Origin of the sequence: Dysgonomonas sp. Marseille-P4361 (assembly GCF_900343125.1) — a bacterium.
Taxonomy (GTDB): Bacteria; Bacteroidota; Bacteroidia; order Bacteroidales; family Dysgonomonadaceae; genus Dysgonomonas.
Map to the genome: position 1 here is coordinate 1 of NZ_OPYL01000004.1, position 21006 is coordinate 21006.

Here is a 21006-nt window from a genome sequence, read left to right on the forward strand (position 1 = left end):
CATTCCTGTTTCAACAAAAGTCATGGGAGATAGCCTTCTATTCCTAAATAGAAGATAATAAAAGAGATCTATTATAACCTATCCTATTATAAGTAATAAAAAACGAAAATTTGGAAGTAAATCAAAGAATTTCCCTTGATTCTAGAATAAACAGCATCACTTACTAAGTGATGTTTAAAAAAAAGACAAGTTGAGTCTTAGTTATTTACAAAATTATAGCTTATCAAATGTTAAATTGAAGTACTGTGTTTACTATTCTTTTTTCAACTTGTTGATAATGGCATCTTTAATGGATTGGATGATGTTACAAAATCATCTTTCGTGCGAAGTATACATCTTATTGATTATGAGGTTATTGATATTGTGGTATGTGATAATAGAAAAAAAGTAAACCACTCAAATCTTAGTTTATTTGAAACTTGACCAATTATAAAGTGTTCAAAAACAATCATTAATTTTTGGTAATTTATAAAAAAAGATATTATTTTTAGCAGCAAACAACATCACTTAGTAAGTGAGCCCTAAAATCTGATCTAGTGAAATACATATAGAAAAAAATAGTGTTCTTCTATATTATTGTTGGTTAGCATTTTCTTTCACAAATGGGTGCGCTAACAGCATTTGACTAATAGTAATAATAGCCTAAGATTCTAATTTGATGAAAACGTTTTACTTCTTGCTACCGCAAATTAGCTATATGTCCTGAAGATACAATAAGGACTAAAAGAATTATTGATAGGTAGACTAACTAGAAAGAATATTCAAGTATCACTGTATTGTGAATTTGCATTATAAAAATCACCTTTCTCTTATTATGAATGAATTTTAAAAAATGAAACTATGAAAAATGACCAGATGAAGAATAAGAAGAAAAATCATCGACTTCTTAGCTTATTGTTATTTCTTGGTATTTCCTTTTTGGTAGCCGTACCAAATGTGGTGTGTGCAGGTCCTTTAGATGTCCAGCAAGAGATACGAAAGCAAATTTCAGGAACTATCAAAGACCGTCAAGGCAATCCCATTATTGGAGCATATGTACTCGTAAAAGGACAAACAGGAGGGACAACAAGTGATGAAGATGGAAAATATTCTATAGATGTTACAGGAGATGTAACCTTAGTATATAGTTATATTGGATTTCATACTATTGAAAGATCAACAAAAGGAGAAAATACAATAAATATCGTTTTAGTTGAAGATGATCAAGACTTGAATGAGGTTGTAATAACAGGTTATAACACAGTTGAAAGAAAGCACTTAGCCTCTTCTATCGAATCTGTAGATATAGACAAAGTACAGAGAAGACCAGTCTTCAAATTACAAGAGGCTTTTGCCGGATCTGTATCCGGAGTAGTATTAAATCAGGGGAGCAATGCTCCTGGCGATGCAGGAACAATTTCAATTAGAGGCGTTGGAACCCTTAAAGGATCTACTCCTTTAGTGGTTATTGATGGAATGGAACAAAGCATGAGTGATATTGATTTGAACCAAATAAAGTCAATCACTGTATTGAAAGATGCTTCTGCGGCATCAATGTATGGATCAAGGGGGGCAAATGGAGTTATCATTATTGAAACATTAAGGGGTAATACTGGTGAATTTAAAGTTAGTTTACACTCTTGGGCTGCAGTACAATCCCAAACGGATAAACCAGATTTTGTGGGAGCTGCAGACTATATGATGCTAAACAATGAGGCAAAAAGACTACAAAATCAAACATTGCTATATACTCAAGATCAGATTGATGCTGCATCAAGAGGTGAGGGTCCAAATGTAGACTGGTGGGATGCTATAATGCAACGAAGAGCAAGTGCTTATAACTTTAATGCCAATATTTCAGGTGGTGGTGGAGTTGGTACATTTAACCTGATGTTGGGTTATCTGACAGAAAATGGGTTAAATAAAAAGGATGGGACTGATAAATTTAGTGCTCGTTTTAACACCAATATCAATATTGACGAACGTTTCATTATTATGGCAGACTTCTACGCTCATCGTTTAGCTGTAAATCGCTTGATGGCGAACGAGGGAAGAACAAATTACCTCTATAATCAAGCCTATAAGATGAATCCTACCCAGGAGATTTTCTATCCGGATTCGGATTTTGGTATTGCCAAGCATTATATGTTGCACAATGGTAATATCAATCCTGTAGCCACAATGAATGAGAGTGGACAGAGAAATAATTTACATGATAGAATAACACTGAATATCAGACCTAGATATTATATTCTTCCCGAGTTTCATATTGCGGCAGACCTGTCTTATATGATGAATAAATCTTCAAGTAAATGGGAAAGACAAACATTTCGTTTTTATGATGGAAATGGAGCTCCTGTTGATATGTGGGGACACTCTGTTAGCTCTTCTCAAGGAGTTAGTGAAAGCCAAATTACCGGAAGATTTCAAGCCAACTACGAGAAAGATCTTAGAGATAAAAAAGATAAACTATATATAGTTGCAGGGTCTGAAATAATGGACTATACATTTACTGATTTTAGACAAGTATCAAAGGCTTCATTCTTCGGAAAAGTGAACTATTCTTTTGATAACCGTTATCTACTAGAAGCAACAGTAAGGTCTGATGGAAGTAGCAAATTTGCTCCAGGACATCAATGGGGCATATTTCCCTCTATGTCAGTAGGATGGAACGTGCATAATGAGAGTTTCTTTAAGAATAACATAGATGAAAATATAATAAGCAACTTGAAATTTAGGTTTAGCTACGGTAAAATAGGAAATGAAGATGTAGATCCGTATCTGTGGCAGGAAAAAGTAAATACATGGGGATGGACAATGCGAATTCCTAACCCTAACTTTACTTGGGAAAAACAAAAACAATGGAATCTCGGTTTAGATTTTGCTGCCTTAAGAAACAGACTAAATATAACAGCAGATATATATGGAAAACAATCATATGATCTGATTTATGCCAAATTCCCTGCTCCTCCATTGACTGGAGCTAATGTCCTTGAGACAGCGATGAATATAGGCGAAGTTGAGAATAAAGGATGGGAACTAAGCCTGAAGTGGACGGACAAAGTAGGAGATAATTTCAGATATCAATTAGGAGCAATGTTGTTTGATAACAAGAATGAAGTAAAAAAAGCAGGGTACACTGCTGAAGATGAGCTTGTATTTAAGGATAATCCCGATAAAATATGGTATAGAGGTGTACCGGTAGAGAATTACTATGGCTACACAACAGATGGCTATTTCCAATCTCAAGAAGAAATCAGTAATACCAAAGCAAAAATGCCAAATACACGTGTTGGGGATGTAAAATATGTAGATAGGAATGATGATGGTATTATCAATGATGATGATAAGGTAATATTAGGATCTCCTCTTCCTCGTTATAACTATGCTGTTAGCATCGACTTAGGCTATAAAGATTGGGACTTTTCTGTTTTAGGAACCGGTGTCGGTAAAAGAAATGGTAAACTTGGAGGACTGGAAGGAATGCCTGTTATTGTAGATGGAAGCACAAATGCTCTTGGCACTCCTAGAGAATACTACATGAAAAATAGATGGACGCCTGAAAACCCAAACAGTAGATTCCCCAGAGTTTGGACAGGAGCCAGTACAAATCAATACCTCAGTGATGTTTGGATTAGCGATGCTTCTTATTTTAGAATAAAGAGCTTACAGCTAGGTTACACTTTTAAGAAAGTAACAAAAGATATAAGCAATCTTAGACTATATTTTAATGCTCAAGACTTTTTGACCGTAACCAACTGGGAAGGATTAGAGCCGGAAAGATATGATGGCGGTAATGGGGTTTATCCTAAAATGGCTACATATAGTGTTGGATTACAAGTGACATTCTTTTAAAAAATAATATTATGAAAAAACATATTTTATATATCATACTGTCAATAGCATTGATTACTACCGGATGTGATGGCTTCTTGGATAAACGAGATCCGGAGGCAACTACTTTCGTAGAGTTTTTTAATACCGAAGAGGATTTACGAAGGGTAGTATATAGTAGTTACCTAGACGTATTTACACATGGAAATATTCATCAAACGCTGTTCTATATGCAAGAAGGACGTAGTGATAATGCTTACTCAAGGGTTGACGGTCATCACCAACAACGTTTGGCAAATGGCGATTACAATAGTTCCTCTAGTTTATTTTTATGGCACTGGGAAAATCATGGTAAACATACAGGTCGTCTAAATACATTTATAGCAAATATAAATGCTCCTTATGTAGAAGATGAATCTATTCGTGATAAATATAAAGGCATATTAGAAGGGTTGAGAGTGTGGCATTATTTTATGATGACTGCACAATGGGGAGATGTCCCATTTCATCTAGAGCCGGCCGATATGGTTAGTGCTCAACAACCGGTAACACCTAAAGAAGTTATACTCGATAGTCTGTTTAATATTGTAGATAGAATAACACCTAAAATGTCTCCAGATCAGTATAAGTCTGATAAATATATGTTTAATGCAAATTCATTAAAGGCTTTATCTGCACGTTATGCGTTGTTTAATAACCGTTACGAATTGGCTGCTAAATATGCTAAAGATGTTATAAACTCGGGAAAATACAGTCTACATCCCAATTACAGAGATCTATTCCAGTATGAAGCGGCTTCCAACAACAAAGAGTTTATCATGCATATGGATAAAGATTGTTCTTCGACAAGATATGCTTTTAGAGATTTAGGCCCTCATTTCAGAACTGGAGGAGGTCAATCTTATGTTGTTCCTTTAAAATCGTTGGTTGACTCCTATTGGACATTGCAAGGTAACACTATTGACAAATGCCCACAACACACCAAAGAGGAATACGAATTAAATCCTAAATTAAACAGAGATCCTCGATACGAAGCTTCTATCATGGGACATGGAGATCTGTTTTATGGAGAAAAAATAGATATATATGATCAGAATGCTCCTATGTTTCATGAGAAGGAAAGAGCGAGTAGATCAGGCTACTGGTTCAAAAAATACATGTCAGAGAATGATGCTTTTAGAGATAATGGAGAAACAACATTAGAATATTCATTGTTAAGATATGCTGAAATTTTGTTAACCTATGCAGAAGCGAAGATCATGCTGAATCAAATTGATGATGAAGTAAAAGGCTATATCAATGCGATCAGAAAAAGAGCCGGTTTAGATATGACAGAAGCTGATGTTACTCTTCCTAAATATGCAGCTTATACTCAAGAGCAATGGATTGAACTTATCCGTAACGAAAGAAGAATAGAACTTGCAGGGGAAGGAATTAGATATCTTGATATTATAAGATGGGGACTTGCCGAAAAAGTATTGAATCAACCGGCGTTAGGTCATACTATAAAAGGTGCGGATGGTAAGCTTATTTCTTTGAAAATTGAAGATAGAAGCTTTACTGCTCCAACCAATTATTTGTGGCCATTCCACGAAACAAGCTTGAGAGTTGAGCCAGGTCTTGTTCAAAACACAGGATATTAAACTATTTCGTTGTCAAATAATTTATTTATAGTTAAAATTCACAAAGGCCGCTTTCAATAGCGGCTTTTGTTATCCATAAGTACTAGATTTAACAGTTTTTGTCAAGCAAAGGATAAACAAGTAAAGCGACACTAAAGAGCTAATCTTTTTCCGTTGTACATTACTGTATTAAACATACAAATTTAATATCTTAGAAGAAGGTACTAAAATATAAATTGGTTAGTGGATCAATTTATTTTTTATATAAAAATTGCTAATCAAAGATTTCTCATTTGATATTTAATTCAAAAAAACTATCTTTGAGCATCTTTTTCGGAAGTGGAGAATTCATCAAACAGACTTACTTGAGCGAAAACACATAGGGATCAATGGTTTCTATCCCATCTTCGGCGAAACAGACGACTGATACAAACATCTAATATTAATAGGCTTAAATTAACAACATATCGACATGAAAAGGTTTTTGATCACAGCAACACTATTTATACTCTTCATCAACAGCATGATGGGACAGTTCGTATCAGCAAGTTTCCAACAGATAGGAAAAAGACTTCCCTATCAGGTTATGTTTCCCGAAAATTATGACGAAACCAAGCAATACCCTTTGCTCGTATTCTTGCATGGTGCGGGCGAACGTGGCAACGATAACGAAAAGCAACTGACACATGGCAAAGATTTTCTGATAGACAACTTCAGAGCAAATTATCCTGCCATTGTCATTGTAGCTCAATGTCCTGCCGACGACTATTGGGGCAATGTACAACGCCACGAGATAGATGGTAAGAGTGAATTTGCTTTTGGGTTGAGCGATCAGCCAACAGAGTCGATGCAACTGCTTACTTCGCTTGTAGAATGGTGGTTGACTTCGGGCAAAGTGGATACCAAGCGCGTGTATGCAGGAGGTCTGTCGATGGGCGGAATGGGTACATTCGAACTACTGTGGAGAATGCCAACCGTATTTGCTGCTGCTTTCCCTATATGCGGAGGATCGGCTCTGGATAGGATGGAGAAATATGCTCAAACAACGGCTGTCTGGATTTTTCATGGAGAGAAAGATGATGTAGTATCTCCCGAACTTTCGAGAAAAGCTTACAATAGATTGAAAGAACTTGGATGTGACGCGAAGTACACCGAATACGAAGGTGTGAATCATGGAAGCTGGGTTAATGTTTTTCAGGAAAAAGAACTTGTTCCTTGGCTTTTCCGACATAGCAAGTAATTATGGTATAAGATATATCGATATAGGCTTCTGAGGCAGTTTATAAAGATTATTTTGGTTTTTAAGGTTATCGAATGATTGAAGGGTATAAGTACAGCTTAGGTAGTTGGCCGAAAGGTTAATTTAGATTGTGGTTATTCTATGTACGTATAAACCAAATCATTCTATAGGAGTTGTAATCGTAATGGTTACAGCTCCTTTTTTTATATCATCAGCACAGACTCTACTTGCGACGAATGTAAGCTAATTTCTCTTGAAATATATCTCCTATTTTATAAGCTCTGCTCTTTGCCTCATCTGCCACCTTTCCTACAAACAGATCGTCAACCGTCTTGGTAAAGAGAGTCAACCACCGATCGAAATGCTCTTTGTGTATAGGCAATTGGGCATGCGGAGGAAAGGGAAAACCTGAGTAAGTACGCTCGCCGAGCAGTATTCCCTGCCAAAAGGAATACAATTTGGCTAAATGTTCGGGCCAGTGATTCTGTATTTTTTCATTAAATATAGGTCCTATCAAAGCGTCTTTGCGCACCCTGGCATAAAACAGATCGACCATTTTCTTTATATCGTCCAAACTCTCAATATCTTTGGTTGCTGCCATATCGTATTTCTTCAACTATTATTTTGGTAAAGATATGAAAAATGATTGTTGTATCTATCTAACAGATGCTTTACACCTAATGATAAGTGATGAAAAAAAATCTAAAAAAAACGAATAAGATTAGAGTCGGTGTTTCAAAAGCATTACATTTACTCCTATCTATTCTATAGCTTCAATTAAAATACGATAAAAATTGAATAGATAACACTAACACAAAACGCAACATTATGAAAAAAACAACATTTATTATACTTTTCATCCTTACCTCTTTGACTTCGATGGCACAATGGGGATACAAGGCCAGCATTACCTATGAAATAGCCGGGCATGGTTTTAAGCCGGGTGGCTACCTTGACGCTACCTATGATGTAAAACTTTACAAGAATCTGTATATTCAAACGGGAGCAGGCTTTTTCCTTTTGAATGGAGATCATATAGATAAAGAGTCGGGCTATTCACGATTTTTCGGACTAGAAGCGCCTTTGAACCTATCTTTGCGCCCATCCATAACCGAAAAGTATGGGGCATTTATAGACTTAGGGGTTACGGGTCGAATGAGATTATTATCAGCCCATAGCGAAAAACTGCCAGAACATACCAGACTTCTTCGGTTTGCAGTTCCGTTAAATCTAGGTGCAGGAGTGCAAATAGACAAAAGATACAGGGTTGGCTTGGAGTTTCAGGCTCAACCTTTAGAAAAATATTCGTCTAACCTCAACTGGCACTATTCTCTGGGTATTACATTCGGCTGTACATTGTAGTTATTCTTCCTTATAATTCTTATTTACTATTTGCTAATAAATGATATAATATATTTTCTAGTTGCTCTCCTCCTACAAAAAAAATAATCTTTCCTGATTTGTCCACTAAAATGGAATAGGGAATGGCCTGAAAATTATATGCTTTTTGTAAATCTTGAACTGACATATTATCGCTATCGAATAGTACATCAATCCAGGGCATATCTATTTGTTTCGATTTCTTTCTCCAAGACGACGTATCTTCATCTATAGATATAGCAATAATATCTAGCCCTTTCTTATTGTATTTTCCATAAATCCCTCTAAGTGAAGGCATTGCTGCAATACAAGGACCACACCATGATGCCCAAAAATCAAGTATAAAATATTTTGAATCACTTTTTGATACTATATTCAATAATTTATTTTTCTTCCCATTCGCAGTCAGTACATCTATATCTGCAATTTTTGTATTCAGTAGATTCTTTTTTTGAGAGTTTTGATAAATACTAATTTCTGCACTCTCCTTCCATTTTATAGCTGTAGGGTCTAATTTTATTCGATCATCGGCTAGCTTATAAATATCAATAACAGCACTATCCCCTTTATAAAGCCCTAAGGGAATACTATTAATTAGTTCTGTTTTAAACAAGTAGATACCAATGGGGTTTTGTATATTCTTTTTTATAAAGTCATAGCGAAATTTTCCCCAGTTCCTCATCAGCTTGTACTCATCAGTTCTCGAATCAAAACTAAAAACGGATTTTCCTTCTATATTTTCGGACAGAAAAGAAGCCAGCCTTTTAAAGTAATAATCCGTGGTGTCCCGGTATTGCTGATACTCGTCGTTGAGCTTTGTTCCTATTATCGTAGTCTTCTCATTATCAACGTCTACTTGAATATCTTTACCGTCTAGCCAAATAAATAATTCTTCTTTAGGGCTATCTCCTATTCTGATTTTGGCTAACGTATCGCAAGCATTGCAGTCTTCTATTTCGATAAGAAAAGTATTATTTTTCACAGTACCAATATAAGATTGAGGGAATCCCCCTTCTTTCAGCACATCAACCATAACTGTTTCTCCCTCATAATTACCTTTTACTTTTCCTTCAATTCTGAAAGCCCCAGTCTGAGCTTGTATAACTCCTGAAAGTAATATACAAAATGTAAGTAATATAAAATAAATATTTTTCATACAATATTGATTATAAGTTTATGTTACATAATATATTCTGGAATATGCTAAGCATTATAGCTCTCCATTCCTATTCTCTCTGTGCCTTTATCCAACGTTCTACCTCATTGATATTAAGCATTTTTTCCACCAAATCTATCGGTAAATAAAAATACTGATTAGACGATTCATACCCCACTTTCATATTATTTCGGGTTATGATATGTACTTTTCAATGTTAAACAAGTAGCTCTGATCTGTAACTATTCTTAGATTTATTGAGAATCTCCAAAATATAAGGTAATGGTTCTTTAAAATAAAAGCCAATACTACCTGTATGATGAAAATAGAAAAAGAAGTCATATTTTTCGTTATAAAACAAAGGACTATATGGAGCAATATGTAAAACTATACAGTCTATTACAATAGGCAAAAGCTTATCCCAATCAAGACATTTACACGAACCAGAATAGGTTGGCTCAATATTGGCTTCGATAAGCATTTGTAAGTACTTCTTCGTTAGCTCCGATTTGTCTTCTAACGCATAGTCTGCTTCTTCCGAATCGATATTAAATATATCTAAAGTAAAATCGTACCACGAGTTATTGTAAATAGAAATATTTTCCTTTTCAGAATTAAACAATTCGTAAAACATGAAAATAAGATTTGTAGTTATGTTATCCTCATCCTTCAGATAAATCTCAGTTCTATAGCCTTTACTATCAGGATAACACTCCAAATTTACCCAATCGAAAGGAAAAACATTTGTTTCTATTTTCTCTATAATTTTCATTTATTTATCCATTCTTTATTAGAGCATCAATAACTGGTCTAACCAGCGAATAATAAAGGCTAACAAAATAAAGAAACCCACAGTTAATACAGTCACCAGCCCCAATATGAGCCTTAGCCTGTATTACTCTGAGCACCAGCTTAAAAACTTTTCTCCAAATTCGTCAAACGACATATTGTGAATTAATTCATCTATATTCAAATATACGAGATATTTTCCATTCAGGGAAAGGCGCAACTGATTTAGTAATAATTAATTCTCCTTTTTCTCCTCATATAAGTTCAGCTTTATTTGTATATTTAATGAAAATTTGATGCTATGTTCCGAAAAATATTTTTTTACGTTCTTATATCTCTGGGTATATTTTTAATCATCGGTTCACTTGTTATATACTTATCCGGAGGTTCAATCAATGATACATTTATCATATTATTAGCCGGATTAATTCCTATTTTTATAGCATTTATAAACAGGGCATCTGATGATATAACCAAAAAGAGATGATGTTCATCTTCAAAATATCAGGGGCATTAGGTCTGATATTGATTATCGTATCGGGCATCATCTATAATAACAAGGGTGCTAATAACTTGGTAAAGCTCTTTCTTTTGGGAGGATAGCTTCTAAATCTCAACAACTATAAACCTCCAAATATGATAAACAACAGAAGAACCTCAATAGAGGTTCTTCTGTTGTTTATTAGTATATGTAATCCCTAGCTTAATTACTTTGCAATTCTAATACTGCTGGAATTTCATTCCTTTGTTCATTAAATCCTCTATCCTTTTTAGCGATGCCCAATGCTTCCGGATCATTCCAATAATCATACTCATCTATAAGAGGATTGCCTGTAAATAATATTAAAAATAATTTTTCTGTCTTATTAATTAATATTTCTTTCAAATTAGAAAACTGTCTGACTTCTAACGATTCCAAATTTGTACATTTTCTAAAATCTAGGTTCTCTATATTTGTATACATCCTTTTGTGAAGGTCATCATTAATATTATAACCACCATGCAAATACACTGTTCTATGTGTATCAGCAAAATATATTTCATCTAAACTATCAAGATACCAAGCAATAAGTCGTTCGCAACACTTCATTTTTCTCAAATCCAATCCACCAACTAATTTTAAACTTTGACAGCTTAACACTTCTACATCTGTCTCTGTCAAATCTAGATTCCCTATACTTAAAAGAGTTCTATTTAAATAACTAAAATTCTTTATCTCTAAATATTCAATAATGCTATTCTTTATACTTATTTCAGGTATTACTGTTTCTTCTTGCAATTTATAAGATAGATTGAGAGACTCCATTGAAATCCCCTCTAAATTAACAGAGATTGGAACCGAAATAAACAAAGAGACATTTTTATAGTTTCTAAAATCATCTATTCTAAACCTAGGATTATTTATAGGAAAACCTATAATATCACCATTAAACTGAGGATTTTCTGAAAGATCAAACCTTTCTAAAATGTTCCCCTTTGTATATATGCTAATCTTTCTAAAAAAAGATGCCCTACCAAACCTCAACGATTTTATCCTTGTAGTTGTTTCGGGCTCCGAGATATCCACTCCTTCCAAATTACCGCCTTGACTCGGACGTAAGGTAATAATATAGTCCTTATCTGTATCTGTGTATACATGGCTAATATCGCCGGAAGGAATTTCATGAAGGAATTCATCCTCTCCCCAGTTTACTAATATTCTTTTTTCACTGTCGCCTGTCAATAACATTTGCAGCTTCAACTCAGCTTGCTCTTCTGTAGGGGAAAACACAATACGTATTTCATTGTCCACCAGTTCTTCGGTCATTACAGGCAAGCGTAATCTCTCGTCATCAGAAGAGCATGAGATAAAAAACGTACCTATTAGCAATACTATCATCAGATAGCTTAAACCCAAGTTTTTTCTCATAGCAGTATCGTTTATAGGGTTAACATTTCTATGTAATCTTCTAAAATTAAGCATTTATTCTCGAATACAGGCTATAAAATCAACACTTTATGACACAAAACAAATCAGGGAGCCTCAACACGAGAAGCTCCCTGAATTGTTATATATTATAATCAAACAAAAAATTACATAGCCGCTTGTGACAACGAATAAGGTTTCTCTCCGTCTTTGAACAATCGCTTTTTGTTTGGTTTAGATGCCATTTCGAATGTCAGTTCTGCACCGTTTTTGATGTCGTCGTATGAGATATACGCTTTGTTGTACGGTTTGCCATTCAGTTTCACAGACTTCACATAGCGCATTTTGTCGCTTACCTTGTCTGCTTTTATTTCCAGGTATTTGCCTTCGCCCAATTTCACTTTCATGTAAGGAACGTAAGGAGCGCCAAGAATGTATTGGTTAGAACCCGGACAAACAGGATAGAAGCCCATTGCCGAGAAGATGTACCATGCCGACATCTGTCCGCAGTCATCATTTCCGCACAGACCATCTATCGTGTTCTTATACATACGGTTCATGATTTCGCGCACCCAATATTGCGTTTTCCAAGGTTGCGAAGTCCAAGCATAGAGGTATGGAATATGGTGGCTAGGCTCATTACCATGCACATAGTTTCCAAGGATTCCCTCGCGAGTTACGTCCTCTGTATGTTCGAAAAACTCGTCAGGAAGGTGCATAGTGAAAAGAGAGTCGAGACGGGTTACAAATTGTTTGTCCCCACCCATCTGAGCCATCAAACCTTTCACATCGTGCGGAACGTAGAACGAATAGTTCCAAGAGTTACCCTCGATGAAACCTTGTCCGTGTGTTTCCAACAAGTTAAAATTAGGTTTCCAGCTGCCATCGCTCATCTTAGCACGAACGAATTCCAATTCAGGATCGAATACGTTGTGATAACTGGCTGCACGTTTTTTGTACTGCTCTGCCACTTCTTTGTTGTTCATCTTAAGGGCAGTATTGTAAACAGTCCAGTCATCATACGAATATTCCAAGGTGATGGACGAACCGCTTCCATTTACATCGAACGGAACGTAACCCAAGCGTTTGTATTCGCCCGTACCGTCATAATAATCAACATTCGAACTGCTAATCATAGCTTCCAACGCTTTGTTGCGGTCGATATCTATTCCCTTATCCAGCGCATCAGCCAATACCGATACGGAGTGATAACCGATCATACACCAGTTTTCATTCCCCATATGCGACCATACCGGCAGTGCTTTGTGCACGCTTTGCTCGTAGTGCGCCAGCATCGAGTTTACGATGTCTTTGCTACGATCGCGGTTGATAAGGTTGAATAGCGGATGAAGCGCACGATAGGTATCCCACACCGAGAATACAGTGTAGTTGGTAAAACCTTTTGCCTGATGGATGTTATGATCCAATCCTCTGTACTGACCGTCTACGTCCATATATACCGACGGATTGATCATCGTATGGTATAGCGATGTATAAAGCATAGTCTTTTGGTCGTCGCTACCTTGCACCTCAATTACGCTTAGTTCTTTTTCCCACTTAGCCTCAGCTTCGGCTTCTATTTGGGCAAATGTTTTTCCTTTTGTTTCGGCATTCAGGTTTTTAACCGCTCCTTCGGTACTCACTGCCGACAAAGCCACTTTCACCTCAAGGGGTGTGTTATCGTTTCCAAACTCGAAGTTGCACACAATCTTGCGACCTGCTATTTCGGGGAAATTCTTATCCATTTTAAATTTCTTCCAGAAACCAACATATTTTGGTTTTTCGCGATCTACATAGCCGTAATTCTTGATCGGTTTTGACAACGAAATAGCAAAATAAGTATAATTTTCGCGAGACCATCCGTTGGTAATGCGGTAACCAGTTATCAGGGTTTCGTTTTCCACTCTCAGGCTTGCCCACAATACTTTGCCATCGTAGTTGTAAATACCATGTACAAGGTCGAGAATCAGCTTTTGCTTTTCGCTCGTTGGGTATGTATATTTGTGTACTCCTACCCTTTCGGTAGTTGTCAGTTGAGCTTTTACTCGGTAATCGTCCAACATCACTTCGTAGTAACCGGGACGAGCAATCTCTGTATCGTGACTGAAACGTGAACGATAGCCGCTATCAGGGTTGTCGGCTGTTCCGGGATTGAACTTCGTTTCGCCCGTATACGGCATGACAAGGATATCCCCTAGGTCGGAGTGTCCTGTTCCGCTAAAATGTGTATGGCTAAAGCCTACGATCGTATTATCGTCGTGCTGATAGCCTGCACAGTATTTGTAGGTGTCTTTGTTGTAAACGCCATTGATGTTTTGCGGAATGGTATCCGTATCGGGGCTTAGCTGAACAATACCATGCGGAACACATGCTCCGGGAAAGGTATGTCCCATTTTTACGGTTCCTATCATCGGATTGACGTAGGATGCTTTGTCTTGCGCCATCAAAGTTCCACCTACGGAAATAAGCAACGCAGCCAAGAGAGAGATTGTTTTGTTCGATTTCATATTTTGATGTTAAATAGTTAGCCTATCGTCAACGAAGATGCTGATCTGTTTATCTTTTGTGAAATTCTTCGTTTTTGTGCTCCCAAAGTTACAAACTAGATTTCAAATATCCATTTATATCGGATCCGACAGTCTATTTTTTAGCAAGAGTAACTCTTAACCATTTTGTAATCAAAGCTTCATTGTATATAAACGTCTTTCTGACTCATTGTTTTTAAATTTATATACAATTAAAAACCTACAACTATGATAGCAGAATTAACCCTAACGACACTGATTGTTTCAGCCTTTACAGAGTTGATGTACATCATGAGAGATAAGAAAAGGATTATCAACCGCCTCTTCGAAATAGGAGTTTATACCATCATCGCACTTCTTATTTTGCTTGGTATGCTACTGCTTGCAAAACTAAACGGGCACTTTCCGGCCTTTGCACATTGACAATAGTAGAGATTGGCAGATCGTTTTGAGATTTCTTTTCAAGTATAATTCATTATCGGGGACAGCATCTTTTGCTATCTTTGTATAAGAAACCAAAACGATCTTAATGCTATGAAAAAGATATGCTTTCTTGTACTTTTAGCTACAAGCCTTTTCACCTTTGCCAACAAACCAGTATATGATATTTATCCTAAACAAGAACCGATAAGGCGGTCTATTTCGGTGGATGGAAACAGAATTTCCATTTATTCGAAGAATGTTCAACAACTGCGACACATTGTTTTTGCTGCCGATACACATTTAGCTATATCCGACGAGCGAGAGAATGACTTTAAGCAGTACAGTGCCAGAATGGCTGATGCCTACAGGATTACGAAACACTTCCGGACAGGTAAGGAAATGACTACGCGTCAGGCTTTTTTGGAAACAATAAATCATTCTAAGAAAAGCAATGCTGATCTATTGGTGCTATGCGGTGATATTATCAACTTTCCGTCCGAAGCTGCGGTAGAGTGGTGTCGGCAAAAGCTAGACAGCGCTCAGGTCAACTACAGCTATACGGCAGGAAACCACGACTGGCACTACGAGGGAATGTCGGGAAGTTCGATCGATCTGCGCGACAAATGGATCTCGGAACGGCTGATGCCCTTGTACCCAAAGTCTGCAGATCCGTTGATGTATTATATAGATGTGAAAGATGTACGGGTGTTGATGATCGATAATTCGGTATATGAGATTCTTCCCCGACAACTTGCTTTTCTACAAGAACAAATCAAGACCGGCAAACCTCTTTTGATCTGCATGCATATCCCATTATATGCCGAAGGTCGTTCGGTGGGTTACGGATGCGGCAATCCGAACTGGAATGCGAATACCGATCCTGGTTACAAAACGGAGAGAAGGCTGCCTTGGCCTGAGAAGGGGCATAGCAAAACGACTTACAAATTCAGAGAGGAGATACTAAATGCAAAGAATGTTCTTGCTGTATTCTGCGGACATATACACGCCGAAACTGTTGATATGATTGGCAACACGCCACAGTTTGTGACCCAAATGAACGGGACGGGTGCATATTACGATATTTATATTTATCCCGAAATGTAGTTTTTCTGATATAAAAATAAAAAAAGCGTTTAATTGTCAATCAATTAAACGCTTTCTGTTTATCAGAGTAGCTTACAGATCAGTTTCAGTTTTGCAGGTTTTCGCCCTAGCGGACTGTAGCCATCTACCTCGGCAACGTAGTAGAGGTCACCATTGAAGCGGACACGGGCTCCATCTCCTATTTTGCTGTATTCGAGAGGGGTCAGATGGCTTTCTACAACCGTATAATTCGAGTTTGCATCCGTCACCAGAGAGAAATAATTGTCGAGAATAGAATTATCTTCATCCTTATACGATAAGATACTCATTCCGGGTAAGGCATTCGACACTTTTGCCAACTTCAACTCTTCCTTATCTTTACCATAATGGAACGATGCGCCCAAGTCGTTGAGCAAACCATCGAAGTACCAGAAGCGTTGAGCCAGATTCCAATATCGTTTGCCCATTGCCTCAATATAAGGCGCAGTGTCGGTCCAAGGCTCGATATCTGAAATAACAGGCAGCTGTATCGGTATTATTCTACCATCCTTTTCCTTCTTACTGATAGTCTTAAACCAGTTGTACGAAAAACTGCTTTTATGCTCTGTCGGTGTACCTTCGGGAACTCCGGTGAGGTAAGTACCGCCTCCATCATCCCTGCCTGATATCTCATAACCTTCCTCTTTATTGTTGATCGTAAAACCAAGCGAGTAGCCAAAAGGCAAGCCGAGCGATTCGTTTGCCACTTTCAGCACAGTGGCAGACTTATCAAGATCTATAACCTCGAAATGTTGTGCTTTTTTAGATTGCTTGAGGTCTAACGAGAATTCGGTTTTACCCTTTTGTGTCAAATTAAGATTAAATGCTTTGCAAAAATTATCGATAAATTCATCGGTGCGCACATCGTTTGGAAGGAATTTGACCAGGTCGATCTTATCTTTAGGGAAAGTAACCGGATCGTTCCAATTCATTACACCCGTACCCGTTCCCGATGAATCTACTTTTATCCAATCGGCATCGGTGCGGAAAGGTGTGATATCGAGTTCGAAGTCGAAGTTATGATATACCCACCCCCAGTGGCGCCCCCTTTTCACAATAGTCCCATTGTCGGAGCTAACGGCGAGCGTCACTTTTTCTCCGGCATTGAGCCAGACAATAGCATTGACCTCCCCATCACCATTCCAAAGGCTATTAGCTGTTGCACCCTTATACCACCCTCTACGGGCATAGCTATCCGGAGAATTTTCTATCTCCATTTTGAACATATTAGTACCTCTCCACCCGATCATCTCGTTTTGTTCATTAAACTTTTTATAGCGGGTAGTATTACTAATATCGTAACGAGATGCCGGATCGGAAGGGGAATCGAACATTATTTCAAGAGAGAGATATTTGTAACCGTTCATTGTTTCAAATATATATTCATCGTACTCCTTGTATTCTTCATTTATCTCGGCTTCTACAATTTGTGGACTGCCAACAGTTTCGTTATCCGAATTGTATAAACGTACGCTTCCCTTCCACCCCTTGTTTTTAGGGATAGCCAGTATGTATGTAGAATCTGCGTCAAGTACTTTTCGAGACAAGACTTTACTTTTCTGATTTGTGTCCGATAGTGGTTGCAAAATACCGTTAGCGTCAAAATATACATTGTTGCGAATATTGCCGGAGGGTAAGTCAAGGGGAGGGACATCCTTCACATTCTGTAAACTTAAGATAGCTCCATATTTCTCATAGCCTTTAGGGTTGTGAATTGCTATTTTCGAAACATTTGAATTGCCCAAACCGCTATTCCAAGAGAAGCCATTCTTTGCCACCAAAACAGTTCCGTAAGCTGTGTCGTCAGCCTTTGAACCGATCAAATAATTAAAGTCTGCCGAATCTGTATTATCACTTTCGTGATGCCATGGTGCCCCCCAAGCTAAACCTACGACATAGTTGCTGTTTTCGGAAGGATCAACAAACATGATTTCTCTTTCTTTTCCGCTTTTTGTTAAGCCTAATGTCGGGAAATAAGAATTTTGAGGAACAGGATCCTTCTCTCTTTCGTTGGGCTTCTGTTGGTTCAAATTATTCCTATAATACCTTTTGTTGGTACGAATATCGGAGAAACCAAAATCATCAGTACCCCAATCTCTCAGCAGTTTTATTTCATATCTGTTCTTATTAAAGCTATTAGCATCAGATAGTATAAACGATGAAAGTATGAATTATTATATCATGCTTCTATTTTATAGCCTTTATTCAGCCAAGCATTTATCTATTACCTCCGATAGTTTCTTTGCTCCTTCAAAACCTGTGCGGGAATAGACTTGCTCTCCTTTCTTGTCGAAAATGGCATAACTGGGTATGCCGCTCACATCAAGCTTATTTTTCAGGTAGTTCATATCCTCGTTTGTCAATCGATAATGCATGCCATCGGTAGAAGCCGACGATTTTCGCCATGCTTCTTCGGGAGATAGTTCATCAGCCAGATAGACGAAAACGACATCCTTGCCTCTATACGATTCTTTTGCATCAGAAAAATCATTCATTGCCTGACGACAAGGTCCACACCATGTACTCCAGATATCGATAAGGATAACCTTTCCTTCGTGAGGTTTCAACAACTGAATGAGCAGATCGCCTTCTTCGGAAAGTTGAGGATATTTTGCCTCTGTTGGCACATCCTGAGCAAATGCTCTCAATGACAAAAGCGTAAACAAAACACTAACAAAGACAAATCTTTTCATTCCCAACAAATTGATCGTACAACAAAAAAAAGCTGATGCTAAAGATAATGAATTAGCTTAATATCAGTAAAGGAAAGGAGGAGAAAGAAAACTCGTTATTCACAACTGATATTATATTCTACTTATTCTGCATTAAAGCTTGAAAATGAACAAGGAACCTCGTTCTTTCACTCCTCCCCTAGAAATCTTGGAGGGAAACAAATACTTCCTGTTGCTCCACTACCATACTGAAGCACAACATTATCTCGGTAATAAATGTATACGCATTTTGTATCATACAATTCCATCAAAGAATCATTCTGAGCAATTGGCTCATCAAATATAGTATAATAAAATTTACTCATCACACTTCTTTGAAAGCCTAAATTGACAGGGTAGCGGTTATCTATAGAGATACAATTTATTGCATCCAATTTCTTCTTCAATATTTCTATTTGCGTCTTATCCCAATTTAAAACAGAGAAAATTGTATCGGCTTTTGTCGAACGAATATCTATATCCCAACCGCCATAATTTATATGATCTTTCCATACGTGGAATATATCAATATTTTCAGTATCATTAATTTCAATATCGACATACATATCTTCGGGAATAATAGACTTGAAATAAACGATAAACTCTGCAATCTCTTTTTCGTGCTTATCGTAATTATCAGTTAAGTCTTTTTTGTCATAAGTCTTGAAAAATGAGTTTTGAGAACCTTTGTATAGAATAAGACAAAAGAAACCAAACATTATAAATGTTATTAGGATCGAAATAAGACAGCCTCTTTTCATAATAACAGATTTAAAGAAAATATTATAATTACTAGAAACTAAGATAAAACATTTTTTACCCTATTATTACTCTTTTACTATCAAATCTCTCAATCAATATTTAAAACCGATATAAAAGAGAAAAGGTTGTCTCACGACAACCTAATTCAATTCTCTTTTAACCTTAAAATCTGATACTATGAAAAACATAATTAGAACGGCTAGAGGAATGAAATAGTTTAACCCTTAACTCACAAAAAAAGTAAAAAACAAGTAAGATTTGTTATCTATTTACATACAGTATATCAACAATATACTACAAACCCTTTAAGGAAAAGGATTACGACGAAAAGTATTCTAAGACTGTAAATTTAAACAATCTATCTACTATAGATAAAAAAGATAAACGAAACCAAGAACCGGGAACAAAAGTGATGCAAAAAAAGCTATTTCGAGGTAGACTTTTTTCTTTTCCGTATTGTCGAACATATAGTTGATGATAACGGCATAGAAGTCGAATAAGAGCGTAAAAACCACTACAAAAATAGCGAATAAGCCATTCGTATCACTTTTGGGATCGAAGAACAGAGCCTTTACAATCAGCAAAATAGCCAGTATATTAATCAACAATACGACAAGAACCCTATGCTTTGCCATCCCGCAAACTACTGATTATATTTTTCGGCATACAACTGACGTACAATACCATCTACGACCCCTACCTTTGGCACATAAATCTCGTTTACCTTACATGTTTTGGCTATGGTAAGGAAGATTCTCAAAGCAGGAATGATAACGTCGGCACGATACGTGTTCAACTTATAATTTCGTATACGTTCTTCGTAGCTTAGATCTTTAAGCGCATCAAACAGCACTTTCATTTCGGTATAAGAATGAGGTTCGCTAGCGCGCTTGCCCAGTATTTTATGCACCTTATTGATATTACCCCCCGACCCTATGATACTCAGCGAAGAGTAGTCCTTACAAACTTGCTTAAGCCATGTCTTAAAACGCTTTACCTCATCCTCCTGAACTGCCTCTACAAGCATACGAACAGTACCCAGCTGAAAAGATTCGGAGGTCACTTTCTGCTGATTGCTAAACACAACCACTTCGGTACTTCCCCCTCCTACGTCTACATACAAGTAGTTGCGTTTCTTGTCCATCAGCGAGTTGAGGCTACCTGCCTGATAGATCACATCGGCTTCCTCCAGTCCGCTGATAATATTTATTTTGATACCGCTTTCGCGTTCTATGGTGGCTACTATATCGCTGCCGTTACTAGCATCGCGCATGGCACTGGTAGCATAAGCCCGATAACCTTCTACCTCGTAAGCCTTCATCATATGCGAAAAGCCCTGCAAGGCTTCGTTCAAACGATGACGTTTATCTTCGCTGATCACTCCTTTGATAAACACGTCCTCTCCCAAACGGATAGGCACACGGAGGAAAGCTACTTTTTTAAAATCTGGACTGGCAGGATCGCCCGACACAGCGTTGACTAACAAACGAATGGCATTGGATCCTATATCGATTCCGGCAAATATATCTGTATTCATAATTTCAATTTACGCGTATA

The 21006-nt window shown here is 37.1% G+C and carries 16 protein-coding genes; 6 read left to right on the forward strand and 10 right to left on the reverse strand.

Translation table 11 applies throughout. From position 1 onward, the window contains the following. Positions 1 to 840: 840 nt before the first annotated feature. From DHU68_RS08515 to DHU68_RS08525, 3 genes are all read left to right on the forward strand, one after another. Positions 841 to 3834, forward strand: a complete 2994-nt coding sequence (locus DHU68_RS08515) for a SusC/RagA family TonB-linked outer membrane protein (RefSeq protein ID WP_221405557.1) — start codon at positions 841 to 843, stop codon at positions 3832 to 3834. An 11-nt stretch (positions 3835 to 3845) separates the two neighbouring features. After that, positions 3846 to 5456, forward strand: a complete 1611-nt coding sequence (locus tag DHU68_RS08520; RefSeq protein WP_108822565.1) for a RagB/SusD family nutrient uptake outer membrane protein — start codon at positions 3846 to 3848, stop codon at positions 5454 to 5456. A gap of 451 nt (positions 5457 to 5907) precedes the next feature. Next, entirely contained in the window at positions 5908 to 6675 is a 768-nt protein-coding gene (locus tag DHU68_RS08525; RefSeq protein ID WP_108822566.1) for a dienelactone hydrolase family protein, read from the forward strand. Positions 6676 to 6898: 223 nt separating this feature from the next. Here DHU68_RS08525 and DHU68_RS08530 read toward each other — a convergent pair whose 3' ends face one another. Further along, a complete protein-coding gene (locus DHU68_RS08530) occupies positions 6899 to 7276 on the reverse strand; it encodes a group III truncated hemoglobin (protein WP_108822567.1) in 378 nt (125 codons plus the stop codon). Positions 7277 to 7503: 227 nt separating this feature from the next. Here DHU68_RS08530 and DHU68_RS08535 point away from each other — a divergent pair, with 227 nt between their 5' ends. Then, a complete protein-coding gene (locus DHU68_RS08535; RefSeq protein ID WP_160111109.1) occupies positions 7504 to 8037 on the forward strand; it encodes a hypothetical protein in 534 nt (177 codons plus the stop codon). Positions 8038 to 8056: 19 nt separating this feature from the next. Here the strand turns inward: DHU68_RS08535 and DHU68_RS08540 are convergent, their stop codons facing one another. From DHU68_RS08540 to DHU68_RS08560, 4 genes are all read right to left on the reverse strand, one after another. Further along, positions 8057 to 9211, reverse strand: coding sequence for a TlpA disulfide reductase family protein (locus DHU68_RS08540; protein ID WP_108822569.1), 1155 nt, complete (start codon positions 9209 to 9211; stop codon positions 8057 to 8059). A gap of 217 nt (positions 9212 to 9428) precedes the next feature. Beyond that, the gene (locus DHU68_RS08545; RefSeq protein WP_108822570.1) at positions 9429 to 9983 is read right to left on the reverse strand and encodes a hypothetical protein; all 555 of its coding nucleotides are present in this window, start codon (positions 9981 to 9983) and stop codon (positions 9429 to 9431) included. 720 nt (positions 9984 to 10703) lie between these two features. Continuing rightward, positions 10704 to 11909, reverse strand: a complete 1206-nt coding sequence (locus DHU68_RS08555; RefSeq protein WP_160111110.1) for a hypothetical protein — start codon at positions 11907 to 11909, stop codon at positions 10704 to 10706. A gap of 164 nt (positions 11910 to 12073) precedes the next feature. Further along, positions 12074 to 14413: a GH92 family glycosyl hydrolase gene (locus DHU68_RS08560; protein WP_108822573.1), complete on the reverse strand. Its 2340-nt coding sequence runs from the start codon at positions 14411 to 14413 to the stop codon at positions 12074 to 12076. 246 nt (positions 14414 to 14659) lie between these two features. Between DHU68_RS08560 and DHU68_RS08565 the strand changes: the two genes are divergently transcribed. Both DHU68_RS08565 and DHU68_RS08570 read left to right on the forward strand, forming a co-directional pair. Next, positions 14660 to 14854 carry a hypothetical protein gene (locus tag DHU68_RS08565; protein WP_108822574.1) on the forward strand — a complete coding sequence of 65 codons (195 nt, stop codon included), beginning with the start codon at positions 14660 to 14662 and terminating at the stop codon, positions 14852 to 14854. Between the two features lie 111 nt (positions 14855 to 14965). Then, a complete protein-coding gene (locus DHU68_RS08570; protein WP_108822575.1) occupies positions 14966 to 15958 on the forward strand; it encodes a metallophosphoesterase in 993 nt (330 codons plus the stop codon). Positions 15959 to 16020: 62 nt separating this feature from the next. On the opposite strand, the gene DHU68_RS08575 is transcribed toward DHU68_RS08570, so the two are convergent. The 5 genes from DHU68_RS08575 to DHU68_RS08595 form a co-directional block, all read right to left on the reverse strand. Further along, the gene (locus DHU68_RS08575; RefSeq protein ID WP_108822576.1) at positions 16021 to 18006 is read right to left on the reverse strand and encodes a hypothetical protein; all 1986 of its coding nucleotides are present in this window, start codon (positions 18004 to 18006) and stop codon (positions 16021 to 16023) included. 171 nt (positions 18007 to 18177) lie between these two features. Then, complete coding sequence (locus DHU68_RS08580; RefSeq protein WP_108822577.1) at positions 18178 to 18669, reverse strand: TlpA family protein disulfide reductase; 492 nt, start codon at positions 18667 to 18669, stop codon at positions 18178 to 18180. 167 nt (positions 18670 to 18836) lie between these two features. Next, on the reverse strand, positions 18837 to 19448 hold the full coding sequence (locus tag DHU68_RS08585; RefSeq protein ID WP_160111111.1) for a hypothetical protein: 612 nt from the start codon (positions 19446 to 19448) through the stop codon (positions 18837 to 18839). Between the two features lie 366 nt (positions 19449 to 19814). Then, a complete protein-coding gene (locus DHU68_RS08590; RefSeq protein WP_108822579.1) occupies positions 19815 to 20084 on the reverse strand; it encodes a hypothetical protein in 270 nt (89 codons plus the stop codon). An 8-nt stretch (positions 20085 to 20092) separates the two neighbouring features. After that, on the reverse strand, positions 20093 to 20986 hold the full coding sequence (locus DHU68_RS08595; RefSeq protein WP_108822580.1) for a hypothetical protein: 894 nt from the start codon (positions 20984 to 20986) through the stop codon (positions 20093 to 20095). Positions 20987 to 21006 lie beyond the last annotated feature (20 nt).

Excerpts from the sequence above, each read along its gene's own strand:
- DHU68_RS08545 (WP_108822570.1), bottom strand. The coding sequence starts at position 9,983 with ATGAAAATTATAGAGAAAATAGAAACAAATGTTTTTCCTTTCGATTGG.
- DHU68_RS08540 (WP_108822569.1), bottom strand. The coding sequence starts at position 9,211 with ATGAAAAATATTTATTTTATATTACTTACATTTTGTATATTACTTTCA.
- DHU68_RS08585 (WP_160111111.1), bottom strand. The coding sequence starts at position 19,448 with ATGAAAAGAGGCTGTCTTATTTCGATCCTAATAACATTTATAATGTTT.
- DHU68_RS08525 (WP_108822566.1), top strand. The coding sequence starts at position 5,908 with ATGAAAAGGTTTTTGATCACAGCAACACTATTTATACTCTTCATCAAC.
- DHU68_RS08520 (WP_108822565.1), top strand. The coding sequence starts at position 3,846 with ATGAAAAAACATATTTTATATATCATACTGTCAATAGCATTGATTACT.
- DHU68_RS08560 (WP_108822573.1), bottom strand. The coding sequence starts at position 14,413 with ATGAAATCGAACAAAACAATCTCTCTCTTGGCTGCGTTGCTTATTTCC.
- DHU68_RS08555 (WP_160111110.1), bottom strand. The coding sequence starts at position 11,909 with ATGAGAAAAAACTTGGGTTTAAGCTATCTGATGATAGTATTGCTAATA.
- DHU68_RS08535 (WP_160111109.1), top strand. The coding sequence starts at position 7,504 with ATGAAAAAAACAACATTTATTATACTTTTCATCCTTACCTCTTTGACT.
- DHU68_RS08570 (WP_108822575.1), top strand. The coding sequence starts at position 14,966 with ATGAAAAAGATATGCTTTCTTGTACTTTTAGCTACAAGCCTTTTCACC.
- DHU68_RS08530 (WP_108822567.1), bottom strand. The coding sequence starts at position 7,276 with ATGGCAGCAACCAAAGATATTGAGAGTTTGGACGATATAAAGAAAATG.
- DHU68_RS08595 (WP_108822580.1), bottom strand. The coding sequence starts at position 20,986 with ATGAATACAGATATATTTGCCGGAATCGATATAGGATCCAATGCCATT.
- DHU68_RS08515 (WP_221405557.1), top strand. The coding sequence starts at position 841 with ATGAAAAATGACCAGATGAAGAATAAGAAGAAAAATCATCGACTTCTT.
- DHU68_RS08580 (WP_108822577.1), bottom strand. The coding sequence starts at position 18,669 with ATGAAAAGATTTGTCTTTGTTAGTGTTTTGTTTACGCTTTTGTCATTG.
- DHU68_RS08565 (WP_108822574.1), top strand. The coding sequence starts at position 14,660 with ATGATAGCAGAATTAACCCTAACGACACTGATTGTTTCAGCCTTTACA.
- DHU68_RS08590 (WP_108822579.1), bottom strand. The coding sequence starts at position 20,084 with ATGGCAAAGCATAGGGTTCTTGTCGTATTGTTGATTAATATACTGGCT.